The sequence below is a fragment of the Neosynechococcus sphagnicola sy1 genome, from assembly GCF_000775285.1.
Lineage (GTDB): Bacteria > Cyanobacteriota > Cyanobacteriia > Neosynechococcales > Neosynechococcaceae > Neosynechococcus > Neosynechococcus sphagnicola.
The window spans coordinates 15,276-30,914 of the sequence record NZ_JJML01000009.1; the positions used below are offsets into that span (position 1 = coordinate 15,276).

The window sequence follows — 15,639 nt, forward strand, 5'->3', positions numbered from 1 at the left end:
AAAAAGAGTCGTGGAAGTCACGGACTCGACTGAAATCCTCAAGCGCTTGGATGCTCTTTCCGCCAATATAAACGGGGTAAGAGAAGAAATCCATGAGATGCGGCTAGAGTCACGGGTGTTCCAAGCCCAAACCACCGAACGCTTGGAAGCCATCAACCAGCGGCTTGATTCTATGGAAAAGCGCCAAGACGCTACAGATCAACGGATCATCACCCAGGAAAACCGTGTCTGGGGGCTGATCGTAGCCGCTACTGTTGCAGTGTTTGGGCTGCTCTCCAAACTCGCCTTCTTCCCGACGAAGTTCTAACAGCCTTCCTCGCTCGACTCCACGACACCTGCCCATCGCTTCTCGGCGGTGGGTTTCTTCAACCATTTGTGCTGTAGGATTTTCCCAGAGACTCCTCCCAGTTACTGTCCCCTCAGCTTTCCTAAGATGCGCCGTTCAGCAAACCTTCAACGACTGCTGCTGCTGGGCTTGACCTGCCCGGTGATTGGGCTGAATGTGTGGATTTTGTCCCAGGTCTATCGCTACTTTGAGGGCTTGTTTTCCCTGCTGGCGGTGGCGGCGATTCTGTCCTTTTTGCTCAACTACCCGGTACGTTGGCTAGAGCGCACTAAGTTTTCCCGCACTCAAGCCGTGTCGGTGGTGCTGCTGGTTGCCCTGACGCTCCTAGTGGTACTGGGGGTGACGTTAGTCCCCACGGTGATTGAGCAAAGTGTGCAGTTGTTTCGGAAAATTCCCGACTGGCTTACCGAAGCCCAACAAAATATTCAACACCTAGACTTTTGGGCTCGCCAGCGACGACTGCCCATCAACCTCCAGGATCTAGCCAATCAGGTCAATCGTCGCATTGAAGACCAGGTGCAAGCCCTCGTCTCTCAGGTTTTGGGGCTGGCCCTGGGAACAGTTTCGGGGCTGGTCAACTTTTTATTGGTGATTGTCCTGGCGTTTTACATGCTGCTGTATGGCGATCGCCTGTGGCAGGGAGTGATCAAGCTCTTGCCCCGGCGCTTTGGCACTTCATTGAGTGCCTCTCTGCAACTGAATTTTCATAACTTTCTGATCAGTCAGTTGCTGCTGGGGCTGTTTATGTTTGTCGCCCTCACCCCGATCTTTTGGCTGATGGGGGTGTCCTTTGCCCTGTTATTTGCCCTGATTATCGGGGTAGCGAATTTGATCCCCCTCATCGGTGCGGCGCTGGGCATTGGCCTGGTGATTTTACTGGTGATGTTTCAAAATCTCTGGCTGTCCCTACAAGTGGCGATCGCGGCGGTGGTGGTTCAGCAAATTAAAGATAACCTCCTGGGACCTCGCTTGATGGGGGATATCATTGGTCTCAACCCCATCTGGATCTTTGTGGCGCTGCTGGCCGGGGGGCAAATTGCTGGATTGCTGGGGGTCTTTGTCGCTGTCCCCATTGCTGGCACCATTAAGCTCACCTTTGATGAACTCCGTCATCCCTACCGTCGCCCCTCCTTAAAGGCCGCTCATCCCGTCGATGCAGCAACCCCTGGCGACTCGGACCCTTTGGGTTGACCGATATAATCGTTAAACTGTTAAACGATACTTATTTCAACAACTTATGTCAGTTTTGGCGGCGATCGCTGTTTTGGCACTTCTGATCGTGGTTCATGAACTAGGGCACTTTCTAGCCGCCCGATTTCAAGGAATCCATGTGAATCGGTTTTCCATTGGCTTTGGGCCAATCCTGTGGAAATATCAAGGGCCAGAGACAGAGTATGCCTTACGGGGCTTCCCCTTAGGCGGCTATGTCGGATTCCCAGATGATGATCCCGACAGCGAGATCCCGCCAGATGATCCCAACCTCCTCCGCAACCGTCCGTTACTGGATCGGGCGATCGTGATCAGCGCTGGGGTGATCGCCAATCTGATCTTTGCTTACTTTCTACTGGTGGTGCAGGTCGGCATCCTTGGGGTTCCCGCCGCCAGTCAACCGGGGGTGTTGATCCCGCAAGTCATCGCCAATGTTAACAGTCCGGCGGTCAAGGCAGGTCTGCAACCGGGAGATGTGATTTTACAAGCCAATGGGGAGACGTTTGGTACCTCTCTGGATACCATCAGTGACCTGAAGCAGTTAATTAAAACCAGTCCCGGCAAGCCGATTCAACTCACCCTCCAACGGGGGACTGAGGAAATGGCTCTGACGGTTACCCCGACCACGGGAGCCAAAGGCGAAGGCTTGATCGGGGTGCAACTCAAAAGTAATGGCACCCTGGTCAGACAGCACCCCTCCAACTCCCTTGTGGTGCTGGGCGTAGCTGCCAGTGAGTTTCAGCGGATTGTGGTGATGACGGTGCAGGGTTTTGGTCAGTTGATCAGCAACTTTCAGGAAACCGCCAGTCAGGTGGCGGGGCCAGTGAAAATTGTCGAAATTGGCTCCACCCTAGCCCGTTCAGATATCACGAGTCTGTTCCAATTTGCGGCTCTGATCAGCATTAACCTGGCGATCCTCAATATCTTGCCCTTACCGGCACTGGATGGGGGACAACTGGTGTTTCTGGTGATTGAAGGGTTGCGAGGCAAGCCCCTCCCCACCCAGATTCAGGATGGGATCATGCAAACGGGTCTGATGTTACTCATGGGGCTGGGGGTATTTCTGATCATTCGTGATACGGCAGAGCTACTGCAACAGTGAGTATTACCCGGAAATTATCCGCCAAACAACAGCGCGCCAGGGAAATTCTGACGCGGTTAAAGCGGCTTTATCCCGATGCCACCTGTACCCTCACCTACGAAACCCCGGTGCAATTGCTGGTGGCCACGATGCTCTCCGCCCAATGCACCGACGAGCGGGTCAATTTGGTGACGCCGGAGCTGTTTCGGCGCTTTCCCGATGCCACTGCCCTAGCGACGGCTGATCTGGAGGAACTGGAAACCCTGGTGCGCTCCACAGGTTTTTACCGTAACAAGGCCAAGCATATTCAGGCTGCCTGCCAGTTGCTTGTGCGGGAGTTCGGGGGGGAAGTCCCCCGGCTGATGGAGGATTTGCTGCGGCTGCCGGGGGTGGCGCGGAAGACTGCAAATGTGGTGCTGGCCCACGGATTTGGTTTGAACATGGGGGTCACGGTTGATACCCATGTAAAACGGCTGAGTCATCGCTTGGGATTAACCCAGCAGCCTGATCCGATTCATATTGAGCGCGATTTAATGCGCCTGATCCCCCAGCCCGACTGGGAAAATTGGTCAATACGCCTGATCTATCACGGTCGCGCCGTCTGCAATGCTCGCCATCCCCAGTGCGATCGCTGTGCCCTCGCCGATCTGTGTGCTGCGGTTGATCTGACTAAAGTCAGCCGAGAAACCTTAGCGCTGGTTGCCCAAAGTCATCTGCCGCCCCAGGCATTTTCTCTCTAAACCGTTTGGTGGATGTATGTGGTCTGGTTTCCTGAAGCTGATTCTGGGTATGGCACTGGCTCTAGTGCTACTGATTGCCGGTGGGAGTGCCATCTCTTGGTTACTAATGAGTCGGCTGATTGGTTCGCCGCCCAAGCCTGAGTTTGAAAATGATCATCCCTTGTCCAAGAATCAGCCAACCCCGGTCGTCCTGGTTTCCCCGACTCCAGTGAAGCCGACTCAGGCGACCGTGACCCCCACGCCCAGTCCGCAACCGGGAGCTTTTAGCGCCCGCATTTCTTGGCCCCAAGGGGTGACGGTGCGAGATCGTCCCGCAACCGATGGCAGCCGTGTTACTGGGGTTGACTTCAATGCCCAGGTGACCGTCCTGGAGAATAGCGCCGATGGCATCTGGCAACGCATCCGCCTCGAAAATGGTCGTGAAGGGTGGATCAAAGCGGGCAACTTAGAGCCCCTGGCAACGAATCGTCCCCAACGATAGGTATGGGTATGGCAATGCAAGTAGCAATCTGGCTAGTCCTGGCTGGGGTGGGTAGCACCCTCGTCATCCTCGGAGGGTTTATGACCCTGGGGAGTTTGTTATTGTGGTTGAATCCTGCTGCTGCCCGCCGCCCCCAGGATCCATCGGCTCTCCAGCCCTCGACGGCAAAGGTGATTCAGCTCCTAGCGGTTGCCCTTAGCCTCACCCTATTGGGGCTGACATTGCTCCTGCTGCGATCCTTTCCCAACGCAAGGTACCCCGATGCAGGACTTCTGCACCCCCCGGAAGAATCAATGCAAGGCCATGCAGAAGCATTGCAGCGTCATACAGAAACAGTTCCAGTCCATGCAAAAGCAGTGCGGCAGGATCTTGGCAATCTTCTAGCCCTAGGAGATCCCCTGGGACAGGCGGTTGGGGGCAAGATTTGCTAGGATGACGGTCGCTAAGGTGCGCGGAATCATCGCCGTTTTTCTCACAGGTACCGTTGATGTCAGCAGCCCCCCTGATTGTTGCCCAAGGTGTTCACAAGTGGTACGGAAAGTTCCACGCGCTGCGGGGTGTTGACCTGACGGTGCATCGTCAGGAGGTCGTTGTTCTCATGGGGCCTTCTGGCTCGGGGAAATCCACCTTAATTCGCACCCTGAATGCCCTGGAAGACTATCAGCAAGGACGCATTGAAATTGACGGCATGGAGCTTTCCCATGATCTGCACAATATTGAGGCGATTCGTCGGGAGGTGGGCATGGTGTTTCAGCAGTTCAATTTGTTTCCGCATCTAACGGTGCTGCAAAATCTCACCCTAGCTCCCCGATGGGTGCGGCGTTGGTCGGCAGCCAGGGCGGAGGCCGTTGCCCTGCAACTCCTAGAGCGGGTGGGAATTCTGGAGCAGGCTCACAAATATCCGGCGCAGTTGTCCGGAGGACAACAACAGCGAGTGGCGATCGCCCGATCATTAGCCATGCAACCCCAGATCATGCTGTTTGATGAACCCACCTCTGCCCTCGACCCCGAAATGGTGCGGGAGGTGTTGGATGTGATGAAAACCCTAGCAACCTCCGGGATGACCATGGTGGTTGTCACCCATGAAGTGGGATTTGCCAGGGAAGTTGCCCACCGGATTCTCTTGATGGATGGGGGCGTGGTGATTGAGGAAGCCCCCCCCCACGGAATTTTTCCAACGCCCCCAAGAAGACCGCACCCGTCGCTTTCTCTCTCAAATTCTCTAGGGTATGACCTTCATGGAGTGGATTGCCCTGATCGCCCAGCAGATCTTGATCGCCCTAGCTGGGCTGTTCACAATGCCCCTGTTTCGCCTCAATGCTCAGGCGATTTCCCTGGCTTCGGTTTCCCTCTTGTTTCTGCAACTGCTGTTGGTCTGGATCGTGGTGCGGGCGGTGCGGGAGTGGCTAAAGCGAGGATTATTATCGCGGTTGGGCATAGATCGGGGAACACGGGACGCGATCGCCCGGGTGTTCAGCTACCTCTTGATTGCCCTGGGGTTTGTGATTGTGCTGCAAACCGCTGGCATAGATCTGAGTTCCCTCACCGTCCTAGCTGGGGTGTTTGGCATTGCCTTTGGCTTGGGGTTACAAAATCTTGCCAGTAACTTTATTCGGGGGGGTGGCACTCTTGGTGGAGCGTCCCATCAAGGTGGGGGATTTCATTGAAGTCAATAACTTGCTAGGAACTGTCGAAAAGATTTCCATCCGCGCCACAGTGATTCGCACCACCGATGATGTGTCGGTGATTGTGCCCAACTTTCGGTTGATCGAAAGCAACATTATCAACTGGAGCTATGGGGACACCACCACCCGGATTCATCTCCCCGTGGGGGTTGCCTATGGGACTGATCCGGTGTTGGTGACCGAGGTGCTGTTGTCGGTGGCGCGGATGCATCCGGATGTGTTGGCCTATCCACCGCCAAAGGTCTGGTTGAGGCATTTTGGAGACAGTGCCTTACAGTTTGAACTCCTGGTCTGGATCAGTCATCCTCCCGATGTGGAGCCGATCAAAAGTGCCTTGAATTTCTGCATTAATCAGGAGTTTCACAACCACCATATTGAGATTCCTGTGCCCCAACAGGATTTAAGAGTGCGAAATCTGGAGGGGATCGAGGCGCTGTTGCGATCCCAGCAGTTGAACCCTGGGGACAAGGGGGGGAATCCCAGCCCCACCCATCTGGGGATATCGCCCCCAACCCCAGAGATGTTCTCAGCACCGATGTCCACCGATCAAACCCTGCGATCGCTACTGCGTCAGGTCACCTACTTTGAAAATTGTGCGGATTTGGATTTACGGATCTTGATTGAACATGGCTATCGGCAATTATTTCCTGCCAATCAAGTGATCTGCCATGAAAATGACCTTGGCCGCTCTTTCTACCTGATTCTCTCGGGAGCGGTGGAAATCTATTCCCAACGCCTCGATAAGTACATTGCCACCCTGCGAGTCGGGGAGTTCTTTGGGGAAATGTCGCTGCTGCTGGGCATTCCCCGCTCTGCCACCTGTCGAGCCGTGGAAGACACGGTGCTCTTTGTCGTCAATCACAACGACTTGCAGAAACTCTTGGTCAATCAAAAACAACTCGCCGATGAAATTGCTACCAAGCTATCCGAACGGCAACAGGCCTTGCGAGAATTGGGATTGCTGGAAACGGGGAATCTGGAAGAGCCGCCGTTTATTCGCATCCGAAAACATCTGCAAACCCTCTTCGGCATCTAGGCAGCAGGCTTCTGGATCAATTTCAGAACCGTCTGTTCCGCGATCGCCTTGCCCTCATCCAACAGGTAGGTAAAGAAGGTACGGGCGACCACGGATAATTGTTTCCCCGCGGGATGAATCACATACCAATGACGCTGAATCGGAAATCCTTCGACATCCAGAATGGTGATTTCGCTGCTGGCCCCCTCTAACGCTAGGGTGTGGAGGGACAGCACCGAGATCCCCAAGTTACCGGCGATCGCCTGTTTAATCGCCTCATTACTCCCCAGTTCTAGGCGGACTTTGATCGCGATCGCTTGGTCATCGAACAGTTTCTGGATCGCCCGTCGGGTGCCTGAGCCAGGTTCCCGCATAATAAATGGCTCCTCGGCCAGACGGGGGAGGGGAATGTGGGACTCCTTCGCCAAGGGATGATTGCTTGCCGCCATCACCACCAGGGGATTTTCCAGAAACGGACGACAACTGATATCCTGATTTTCTGGAGGTTGACTGAGAATATAAAGGTCGTCCTGATTGGCCGTCAACCGATCCAATAGTTGATCATGGTTGGTGACGGTCAGGGAGACATCAATTCCTGGATAGCGCTGGCAAAAAGGCCCAAGCAGGCGAGGAATTACATACTTAGCAGTGGTGACCACGGTCAGACGCAGATTACCCTGTTTCAACCCCTTCATGTCGGCGATCGTCATCTCAAATTGAGAGATTTGCTCAAATAGCTGCTGACAGGTGGTAGAAAGCTCTCGACCCGCCTCTGTGAGATAAAGCCGTCGCCCGACTTGCTCAAACAGGGGTAACCCTACGGTCTTGGTCAATTGCTTAATCTGCATCGAAACCGTTGGCTGTGTCAAGAACAGCTCTTCTGCTGCACGGGTGAAGCTACTGTGACGGGCAGCGGCTTCAAAGACTTTGAGTTGATGTAGGGTTGCCTGCCTCACGGGTGATCACTCCCAGAACCGATTGTTTATAGACTTGATACTATCAAGAATTAGTTATTCATTGCAATTAGTCTATGAATTTTCCATCCAGAATCAACGGGTCGGACTACCCCTGCTGTACCGCCAGTAACTGGGAGGTCAGGAAGCGATCCATCCAAGCTTCGAAGTAGGTTCGGTTAGCCTGCTGTTCCGTGGGTTGCTGGGTATTCAGGGGGTAGGGCATTAAGCCCAAAATGGTTGCGGTGGTGACACAGAACATGGATTTCTGAAAACTTATACAAATTTTCACCCGCAGATCGTCCTCACCGCGAGGTTGCTGCAAATACAGGTCATGTAAATAATCGGGCAGATAGTGGCGCATATCCTGCATCAACAGGGTAGGCGGAATTCCGGCACCACCGATGGGAAGGGGGTCCGCATACAATGCTCCGTAAGCAAAGCGACTCTGATCGGGGGAAATTTGATTGGCTTGGGCATTGTAGGAAACGGTGCCAAAGAATGGGGTGCCGCGAAAGAAGATGCTCTCAACATAGGGAACCCCAACATCCATCAAGAAGGTCAGATCGGCTGCAGCGGGGATAATCTCATAGGGTTGTTCCCTCACCCTCACGGTGTAGGTGATCGGTTGGCTAGCAGCGGCAACCAGTCCATCCAGAATATGCTGGACGATCTGGGGAATGGATTGAATTTCGCCGCCATCATAGCGATCGGAGAGGGTGAGAAACAGTGGGCTCATCACCTGCCAAAATTGTCCGAGGGCACTGTAATAAACCAGCTGCCGCACCTGTTCCAGTAAAAAATTAGGGAAGAGTTGATGGAGGCTACGGATCGGCCAATTGTGCCGAATCTTAGCGGCGATCGCCCGCCGTGCTGCCTGCTCAAATTCGGGGGTATTTAGATAGGCATCAAGACGGCCACCGCCATGCCAGAGCATGACCTTCATGGCATACTCAGCATACTCAAAGTTAATCCGGTCATGGCACCAGTGACGCCACAACCGCCCCAGGGAGACCTGGCCATTGAAATACTTAAAGAAGGGAAACAGCACCAGGAACTGGTGATCAGCAATATAGATCAGGTTGCGGTAGTAGGCGTCTAGGACAACCCCATAGCTTTTGAGAATGCCCACGACTTCGGTGACATTTTCAGGCGTATCGGGGAGGAGAGCCTGTCCGGCTTGCAACCGCTCCACAAACGCAGCCAGGGGATGGGTTGATTTTTTGAGGAACATGGAGCTCATGGCCGAGTTTCAGTAGAATCAGGGTGGGCAGCCAGGGAGAGGCTGGACACCAGAGCGGTGGGGACACGATCAAGAAACCAAGCTGCGATGGAAGTCTCACTCCAGCGGACGACCCAAGCTGGCTGCATCCCCAACAGCACAATCAGCACCCCTAAAATCAATGCCGGGAAGCGATCTCGCCATTCCACCTTGGGCAAGTTGGCAAAAGCAGCCGTGAGGCGACCAAAAAACGGTGCGGTTCACCAACAACAGAAAGTACACCGCCGTCAGTCCCGTCCCAATCATCGACAGCAGGGTTTGGGTAGGGAAGGCAGCAAAACTGCCTCGAAAGATCAAAAATTCGGCGACAAACCCGCAGAGACCGGGAATTCCAGCGCTCGCCATCACCCCCACAATCATCAGACTGCCAATCACAGGCAAGCCTCGCTCCGGGTTCAGGAGTCCCCGCAGCACATCTAAGTCGCGACTCCCAGTTTTTTTAATACACCACACCCACCAGCAGAAACCAGCTGGGCAGAGATCAGGCCGTGGCTGACCATTTGCATCATCGCCCCTAAAATACTCAGGGGCGCAGCGGCAGCCAGTGCCAACAGTACATAGCCCATGTGACCGATGGAACTATAGGCAACCATCTTCTTCATGTCCGTCTGGGCGATCGCCGTCAGCGACCCATACAGCACACTCGCCACCGCCCACCCGGCCAACCAGGGGGAGAACAGTGTCCAAGCCTCGGGGAACAGTCCCCACCCAAACCGTAACAGACCATAGGTGCCTAACTTCAGCAACACCCCTGCCAGGAGCACCGAGATGGGTGTTGAGGCTTCCACATGGGCATCGGGCAGCCAGGTGTGGAAGGGGATCAGGGGGATCTTAATTCCGAAACCTATCAGCAAAGCAGCCAGCAGCCAGCATTGGGTCCCCAGGGGCAGGGACTGGTTTTGCAAGAGTGCGTAAGCAAAGCTATCGGTTCCACTCACCCACACTAACCCTAGGAAAGCTGCCAAGATTAGCATTCCCGAAACCGAAGTGTAGATCAAGAACTTGGTGGCGGCGTAACCCCGGCGCGCCCCCCCCGAAATGGCAATTAGCAGGTACAGGGGAATCAGTTCTAGCTCGTAGAACAGGAAAAACAACAGCAAATTTTGCGCCAGGAAGGCTCCCGCCACTCCAGTTGACAGCAATAGGATCAGGGCATAGTAAAAGCGGGGGCGCGGCAAACTGCGATCGCCACTGTAGATCGCCACCCAGGTGAGTAAACTATTCAAGGCCACTAGGGGAAAGGACAGCCCATCGATCCCAATTTGATAATCTAATCCCAGGGAGTCCAGCCAGGGAATTTGTTCCAGGAATTGCAGCCCCCCCTGAGTGAAATCAAACTGATACCCAATTACCCCCGTCCAGAGGGCAACAGCCCCGGTGACCATCAAGGCAATCCATCGGGATGTTTGGGGATTTAGGGGCGTGGGCCAACAACAAATCAGCAGCACCCCGAGAAGGGGTATCCAAATTAAAGCACTGAGCATCATCCTGTCTCCTGCCTACCACATGAACCAGGTAATCCAGACCCCCAACAGGCCGATACCCACCAACATTGTTATTAAGTAAAATTGGGACTGACCGGAAACACTGTATTTCAGCATTTCACCACTGAAGATCGAAGCCAGACCCACCAAGTTAACCAGACCATCCACGACATAGCGATCCACCCAGGCGATCGCTTGGGAAAACAGATTCACCACCCATACAACCGTAAGGCGATAGAGGCGATCGACATAAAAGTCATAGGCTAGTAAGTCCTGGAGAAACCGTAAGGGCACCTGCATCGGTCTTACCCAGGCCCGGTTGAGATAGACGACCCCCCCGAAGACACCGCCAATTAACCCCGAGGCGACTAAGAGCAGGACGGTACTCCAGTGCAGATATTCCCAGTCCGGCAGCAGGGATAACTGTTGCATCAACCACGGGGCTAACAAGTTGACAATGGTCAAAGCCACCATTGGCACCGCCATCGGCCATGCCACCTCAGGGGTACGACGGGTTTTTTCCTGGGGTTGACCGAGAAAGACCAAACGAAACACCCGGGTCAAATTTAAGGCCGTTAACCCGTTGACGATCAGGATCACCCCCCCCAGCCAGGGCTGATGGGTCCAAAATAGGTCGTCAATTCCCAGGCGAAGTGCCCAAAAACTCCCCAAGGGTAAGACTCCCACTAAACCAGCACTGCCCACGACAAAGGCACTGGTGGTGGCCGGCATCCGTGACCACAGTCCCCCCATCTCGGTCAGGTTCTGGGTGTTCGTGGTTGAAATGACAGACCCCAAACTCATGAACAGCAATGCCTTGGCGATCGCATGGGTAAACAGCAACAACAGGGCAAATCCCGTTGACTGCATGCCCACGGCAATAAAGACCAGCCCCAGATAGGCGCTGGTGGAATGGGCTAAAGCCCGTTTGATATCAATTTGGGCGATCGCAACCAAGGAAGCTCCAATGGCGGTCATGGTTCCCAAAACTACCAAGGTTGTCAGTGCGACGGGTGAGAGCGCCACGACGGGCTGTAACTTAATCAGCACATAGGCACCGCACCCAACCACCACGGAGTTCCGTAAAATTGAAGCCGGATTCGGCCCCTCCATCGCCTCATCCAACCAAAGGTGAAGGGGAAATTGAGCACACTTTCCCGTCGGCCCAGCAATCAACGCCAGTCCCAACAAGGTGCTGACCGACGGCGCGAGGTCAGCGGTCTCAACCCAGTCATAGATATCCGTAAAATTTAAGCTCCCCACCAGGGTTGCCAGGGTCACCACCCCCATCAGCAGTAAGACATCCCCAATCCGCTTGGTGAGAAATGCATCCCGTGCGGCGGTAATCACCAGGGGCTGGGCATACCAAAACCCAACCAACAAGTAGGTTGATAGGGTGAGAATTTCCAGGAGTGCGTAGCTAAGAAATAGGGAATCACTGAGGGCCAAGCCACTCATCGCTCCTTCAAAAAATCCCATCAAGGCAAAAAAACGAGCCAACGCCCAGTCCTTTTCCATATAACCCAGGGCATACAACTGTGCCAGTAAGCTGAGCCCGGTGATCAACTCCATGGCACCAACACTGACGGAAGAGATATCCAGGGTTAAGGACAAATCCAGGTCAAACGTCGTCAACCAATGTATAACCAGGGTTTGCGCCTCTTGGTTCCATGTCTCCCGAAAGACAATTGAGCCATGAATAAAGGCCAAAACCGTCATCAATAAATTTAAATATGCAGCAGGACGCGGCCCTGTCTGCCGGATTAAACCCAAAGACCAAGGTAGGGTCAACACCGCACCTAGCAAACCATAAAAACGGTATCCACCAACAGACTTGGAGGAGAAACTGCGACATGAAAACAACCTTGAGACTAAAGAACCAACAACGCAGCTACTAGCCCCTCACACAATCCCAGCGTGGGAGTCCCTAATAACAAAAGAGCATTGCTGATCAAATCCTGCTATCTGAATTAGTTTAACGTTTTAGTACCCCAAAACTTCTATAGAACTGCCAAGACAATTCTATGGAAGGTTTAATTCCGACCTGGTTCAGTGAACCCTGATAAACACCCAAGCAGCAAATCTACCCAACCAGCAAATCTATAAATTTATCCAAACTCTTTTATCTTCTTCTATCACTTTAATTACATAAATTCATAAATATCGATCAATACTAAGGATACCCTGGAGAGCCGAATTAGATCCAACCAGGCTGAAGCTAAAGGCACAGGCAAGACTAGGTAAGGGTTTCCCCGATAATTCCCGCCAGATAGTCATCACCGTGACTAGGCAATTCGACTCTCCCTAGGGGGAAGACAACCTGGCAATAAACAATTTTTGACATTCGTAAATCCTTTTTGTATTAAATAATCTAATGTCCGAGATTTGATATTATCATTTTATGTTATATTGTCAAAAGCAAGACATATCTCTATTCTTGGTATAGAAAAGCTGAAGTTCTCATTCAGATTCAAGTTTGATACCAGTTAGAGTTTCTTCTGAGAACTTTCAAGATTGGACTTACGCTCACTAGGAGAGAAACAATGCCAATTGCAGTTGGGATGATCGAGACGAAGGGGTTCCCCGCGGTGGTGGAAGCAGCAGATGCAATGGTGAAAGCTGCCCGCGTCACCCTAGTTGGCTACGAAAAAATTGGCAGTGGCCGTGTCACGGTGATTGTGCGGGGAGATGTCTCTGAAGTTCAGGCTTCGGTTTCTGCTGGCATTGAGTCCGCCAAACGAGTCAATGGCGGAGAAGTGCTATCCACCCACATTATTGCTCGTCCCCATGAGAACCTAGAGTACGTGCTGCCGATCCGCTACACCGAGGCAGTGGAACAGTTTCGCAACTATTAGGGCTCCTTCGGGCTCAGTGTAACTCCGGTTCGTGTGAGGTTAGTTCAATCCTGACGCTCACAGAGATGTTCTTTTAGATTTCAACGAGGTAAAACCTATGGCAATTGCAGTTGGGATGGTAGAGACGCTGGGCTTTCCCGCGGTGGTGGAAGCAGCAGATGCAATGGTAAAAGCTGCCCGCGTCACCCTGGTTGGTTATGAGAAGATTGGCAGTGGCCGCGTCACGGTGATTGTGCGGGGGGTATGTCTCTGAAGTCCAGGTCTTCGGTTTCTGCTGGCATTGAGTCAGTGAAGCGAGTCAATGGTGGGCAGGTGCTATCCCACCACATTATTGCTCGTCCCCATGAGAACCTGGAGTACGTGCTGCCGATCCGCTACACCGAGGCAGTGGAGCCATTCCGTGAAAGTGTGAACGCCATTCGCCCCATTGGCAGACCCTAATTTCTGATGCGTATTGCGAAGGTTCGCGGCACCGTGGTCAGTACCCAGAAAGAACCCAGCATGCGGGGTGTCAAGCTTCTCCTCTTGCAATTTGTGGATGAAGAGGGACACCTTCTCCCGGAATACGAGGTGGCAGCCGATGGAGTCGGGGCAGGGGTGGATGAATGGGTTCTGGTGAGTTGTGGGAGTGCCGCTCGTCAAGTTCCGGGCAGCGAAACCCGTCCGGTCGATGCTGCGGTGATTGCCATCATTGATACAGTGACGCTGGACAATCTCCGTATCTACAGCAAAAAAGATCAGGATCGATAAGTTGCCCCTGGCTGGGGTCTGAAGTTTGCCTTGCAGCTGATCACTCCGTTGCTGTTTCCGTTAGGAGAATTTTCACGTATGGTAGTCCGTGGCCTTGCTGCCCCACCCACTCCTTGGTCGAAGAATTTGGCTCAGCCTAAGATCCATGAATCGGCCTTTGTCCATTCTTTCTCAAACATTATTGGGGATGTGAGAATTGGTGCCAATGTGCTGGTTGCCCCTGGTACTTCCATCCGTGCTGATGAGGGAACCCCCTTCTACGTAGGGGAGGGGACAAATGTCCAGGATGGAGTTGTGATTCATGGTCTGGAGCAGGGGCGGGTCGTCGGGGATGATCAGAGCCACTATTCTGTCTGGATTGGCAGTGATACCTCGATCGCCCATATGGCACTGATTCATGGTCCAGCCTATGTGGGGGACAACTGTTTTATCGGTTTCCGATCGACGGTTTTCAATGCGCGGGTTGGCAACGGCTGTATTGTGATGATGCACTGTCTGATCCAGGACGTGGAAGTCCCTCCCGGCAAGTATGTGCCCTCCGGCGCTGTGATTACAACGCAGCAGCAGGCAGACCGTCTCCCCAATGTCCAGGAGAGTGATATTCAGTTTGCCCATCATGTGGTGGGAGTGAACGAAGCTCTGCGCTCCGGCTATCGCTGTGCAGAGGACGTGGCCTGTATTGCACCTCTACGAAATGAACAGATGAAGTACCAAGAAGTGACCCGATTTAATCCGACTGCCAGCAATGGTCAGGTTCCCAGCAGTCGTCTGAGTTCTGAAGTTGTTGAGCAAATTCAACGGCTTCTGTCTAGTGGCCATCGTATTGGCATTGAATCTGCCGATGAGCGCCATTTCCGGACAAGTTCCTGGCAGAGTGGTCCCGCCTTACAGACTCAGCGGCTGGCCGAGGCGATCGCAGCCTTAGAGTCATCCCTGACCGAACACAGTGGTCAGTATGTGCGACTGATTGGGGTTGACCCTAAAACCCGGCGGCGCGTCCTGGAATTGATTGTGCAACGTCCCACAGACAAGCCGACGCCCTCTGGCCCAGGTTCCCCTGGTGGCGGCTCCAGCGTCGCCCGTGTCAACCAATTCCCCTTTGCGGCTGGAGCTAGCAGTAGCTCCCTCGTTCCAGATCTGGTCACCCAAGTGAGACAGCTCATGGGGCAGGGCTATCGGGTTGGCTTGGAATATGCCGATGAACGACGCTTCCGCACCAGCTCCTGGAACAGTGTTGCGATGACTGCGGTGCGAGAATCGGAAGTCCTCGCAGCCATTGATAGCGTCTTAGCAGAAAATAGCGGTGCCTATGTACGTCTGATTGGCATTGATGCCAAAGCGAAGCAGCGGGTGCTGGAGTTAATTATTCAGCGGCCCAACGGCAAGGTTCCCCAATTGTCTGCCAGCTCTCGTACTTCTATCAGCCCGATGGGACAACCCAGTCGCCCAAGTGGGTCAAGCTCCTATGGTACCAGTGGCAAACTCACTGCCGAGGTGGTGGAGCAGGTGCGCCTATTGCTGCAACGGGGGCATCGGATTGGAACGGAACATGCCGATGAGCGGCGTTTCCGTACCTGTTCTTGGAAAAGCTGTGCTCCGATCCAAACAACCCGCGAGTCTGAGGCGATCGCAGCCTTAGAAACCTGTCTTGCGGAGCATAGCGGCGAGTACGTGCGCCTGATTGGGATTGATGCCAAAGCCAAGCAGCGCGTTTTGGAGATGATGATCCAACGGCCTTGAACCGATGGATGGGTGGGT

13 protein-coding genes and 4 pseudogenes are annotated in these 15,639 nt (G+C 53.7%); 13 read left to right on the plus strand and 4 right to left on the minus strand.

Going from position 1 to position 15,639, the window contains the following annotated elements; translation table 11 throughout:
- Nucleotides 1-10 precede the first annotated feature (10 nt).
- The 9 genes and pseudogenes from DO97_RS05215 (at nt 11) to DO97_RS27385 (ending at nt 6,578) form a co-directional block, all read left to right on the plus strand.
- On the plus strand, nt 11-307 hold the full coding sequence (locus DO97_RS05215; RefSeq protein WP_156120452.1) for a hypothetical protein: 297 nt from the start codon (nt 11-13) through the stop codon (nt 305-307).
- A gap of 126 nt (nt 308-433) precedes the next feature.
- Entirely contained in the window at nt 434-1,537 is a 1,104-nt protein-coding gene (locus DO97_RS05220) for an AI-2E family transporter (protein WP_036531565.1), read from the plus strand.
- Nucleotides 1,538-1,583: 46 nt separating this feature from the next.
- On the plus strand, nt 1,584-2,657 hold the full coding sequence (gene rseP, locus DO97_RS05225; protein WP_036531566.1) for an RIP metalloprotease RseP: 1,074 nt from the start codon (nt 1,584-1,586) through the stop codon (nt 2,655-2,657).
- Complete coding sequence (gene nth, locus DO97_RS05230; protein ID WP_036531568.1) at nt 2,654-3,376, plus strand: endonuclease III; 723 nt, start codon at nt 2,654-2,656, stop codon at nt 3,374-3,376. The genes rseP and nth overlap by 4 nt, the downstream gene beginning before the upstream one ends.
- Before the next feature lie 16 nt (nt 3,377-3,392).
- Nucleotides 3,393-3,857: an SH3 domain-containing protein gene (locus tag DO97_RS05235; RefSeq protein WP_036531570.1), complete on the plus strand. Its 465-nt coding sequence runs from the start codon at nt 3,393-3,395 to the stop codon at nt 3,855-3,857.
- A 14-nt stretch (nt 3,858-3,871) separates the two neighbouring features.
- Nucleotides 3,872-4,288, plus strand: a complete 417-nt coding sequence (locus tag DO97_RS05240) for a hypothetical protein (RefSeq protein ID WP_162182947.1) — start codon at nt 3,872-3,874, stop codon at nt 4,286-4,288.
- 56 nt (nt 4,289-4,344) lie between these two features.
- Nucleotides 4,345-5,083: pseudogene (locus DO97_RS30065) on the plus strand (amino acid ABC transporter ATP-binding protein).
- Nucleotides 5,084-5,155: 72 nt separating this feature from the next.
- Nucleotides 5,156-5,524, plus strand: a complete 369-nt coding sequence (locus DO97_RS30070; protein WP_420805856.1) for a hypothetical protein — start codon at nt 5,156-5,158, stop codon at nt 5,522-5,524.
- On the plus strand, nt 5,454-6,578 hold the full coding sequence (locus tag DO97_RS27385) for a cyclic nucleotide-binding domain-containing protein (protein ID WP_275574943.1): 1,125 nt from the start codon (nt 5,454-5,456) through the stop codon (nt 6,576-6,578). The genes DO97_RS30070 and DO97_RS27385 overlap by 71 nt, the downstream gene beginning before the upstream one ends.
- Here DO97_RS27385 and DO97_RS05255 read toward each other — a convergent pair.
- From DO97_RS05255 to DO97_RS05270, 4 genes and pseudogenes are all read right to left on the minus strand, one after another.
- Complete coding sequence (locus tag DO97_RS05255; RefSeq protein WP_036531573.1) at nt 6,575-7,513, minus strand: LysR family transcriptional regulator; 939 nt, start codon at nt 7,511-7,513, stop codon at nt 6,575-6,577. The two genes, DO97_RS27385 and DO97_RS05255, sit on opposite strands and share 4 nt — an antisense overlap.
- 106 nt (nt 7,514-7,619) lie before the next feature.
- Complete coding sequence (locus DO97_RS05260) at nt 7,620-8,744, minus strand: CO2 hydration protein (protein ID WP_338038322.1); 1,125 nt, start codon at nt 8,742-8,744, stop codon at nt 7,620-7,622.
- 5 nt (nt 8,745-8,749) lie between these two features.
- Nucleotides 8,750-10,276: pseudogene (locus DO97_RS05265) on the minus strand (NADH-quinone oxidoreductase subunit M).
- A 15-nt stretch (nt 10,277-10,291) separates the two neighbouring features.
- Nucleotides 10,292-12,131: pseudogene (locus DO97_RS05270) on the minus strand (NAD(P)H-quinone oxidoreductase subunit F).
- Between the two features lie 688 nt (nt 12,132-12,819).
- On the opposite strand from DO97_RS05270, the gene DO97_RS05275 reads away from it, so the two are divergent.
- From DO97_RS05275 to DO97_RS05290, 4 genes and pseudogenes are all read left to right on the plus strand, one after another.
- Nucleotides 12,820-13,131, plus strand: coding sequence for a carbon dioxide-concentrating mechanism protein CcmK (locus tag DO97_RS05275; protein WP_036531576.1), 312 nt, complete (start codon nt 12,820-12,822; stop codon nt 13,129-13,131).
- Between the two features lie 97 nt (nt 13,132-13,228).
- Nucleotides 13,229-13,572, plus strand: a pseudogene (locus tag DO97_RS05280) (carbon dioxide-concentrating mechanism protein CcmK).
- Between the two features lie 6 nt (nt 13,573-13,578).
- Complete coding sequence (locus DO97_RS05285; RefSeq protein WP_036531578.1) at nt 13,579-13,881, plus strand: beta-carboxysome shell vertex protein CcmL; 303 nt, start codon at nt 13,579-13,581, stop codon at nt 13,879-13,881.
- 78 nt (nt 13,882-13,959) lie between these two features.
- Entirely contained in the window at nt 13,960-15,621 is a 1,662-nt protein-coding gene (locus DO97_RS05290) for a beta-carboxysome scaffolding protein CcmM (protein ID WP_036531579.1), read from the plus strand.
- Nucleotides 15,622-15,639 lie beyond the last annotated feature (18 nt).

Bases quoted from the DNA above. Each gene is read 5' to 3' on its own strand.
- DO97_RS05275 (WP_036531576.1), top strand. From the start codon at position 12,820: ATGCCAATTGCAGTTGGGATGATCGAGACGAAGGGGTTCCCCGCGGTG.
- rseP (WP_036531566.1), top strand. From the start codon at position 1,584: ATGTCAGTTTTGGCGGCGATCGCTGTTTTGGCACTTCTGATCGTGGTT.
- DO97_RS05240 (WP_162182947.1), top strand. From the start codon at position 3,872: ATGCAAGTAGCAATCTGGCTAGTCCTGGCTGGGGTGGGTAGCACCCTC.
- DO97_RS30070 (WP_420805856.1), top strand. From the start codon at position 5,156: ATGCCCCTGTTTCGCCTCAATGCTCAGGCGATTTCCCTGGCTTCGGTT.
- DO97_RS05235 (WP_036531570.1), top strand. From the start codon at position 3,393: ATGTGGTCTGGTTTCCTGAAGCTGATTCTGGGTATGGCACTGGCTCTA.
- DO97_RS05290 (WP_036531579.1), top strand. From the start codon at position 13,960: ATGGTAGTCCGTGGCCTTGCTGCCCCACCCACTCCTTGGTCGAAGAAT.
- DO97_RS05260 (WP_338038322.1), bottom strand. From the start codon at position 8,744: ATGTTCCTCAAAAAATCAACCCATCCCCTGGCTGCGTTTGTGGAGCGG.
- DO97_RS05285 (WP_036531578.1), top strand. From the start codon at position 13,579: ATGCGTATTGCGAAGGTTCGCGGCACCGTGGTCAGTACCCAGAAAGAA.
- DO97_RS05220 (WP_036531565.1), top strand. From the start codon at position 434: ATGCGCCGTTCAGCAAACCTTCAACGACTGCTGCTGCTGGGCTTGACC.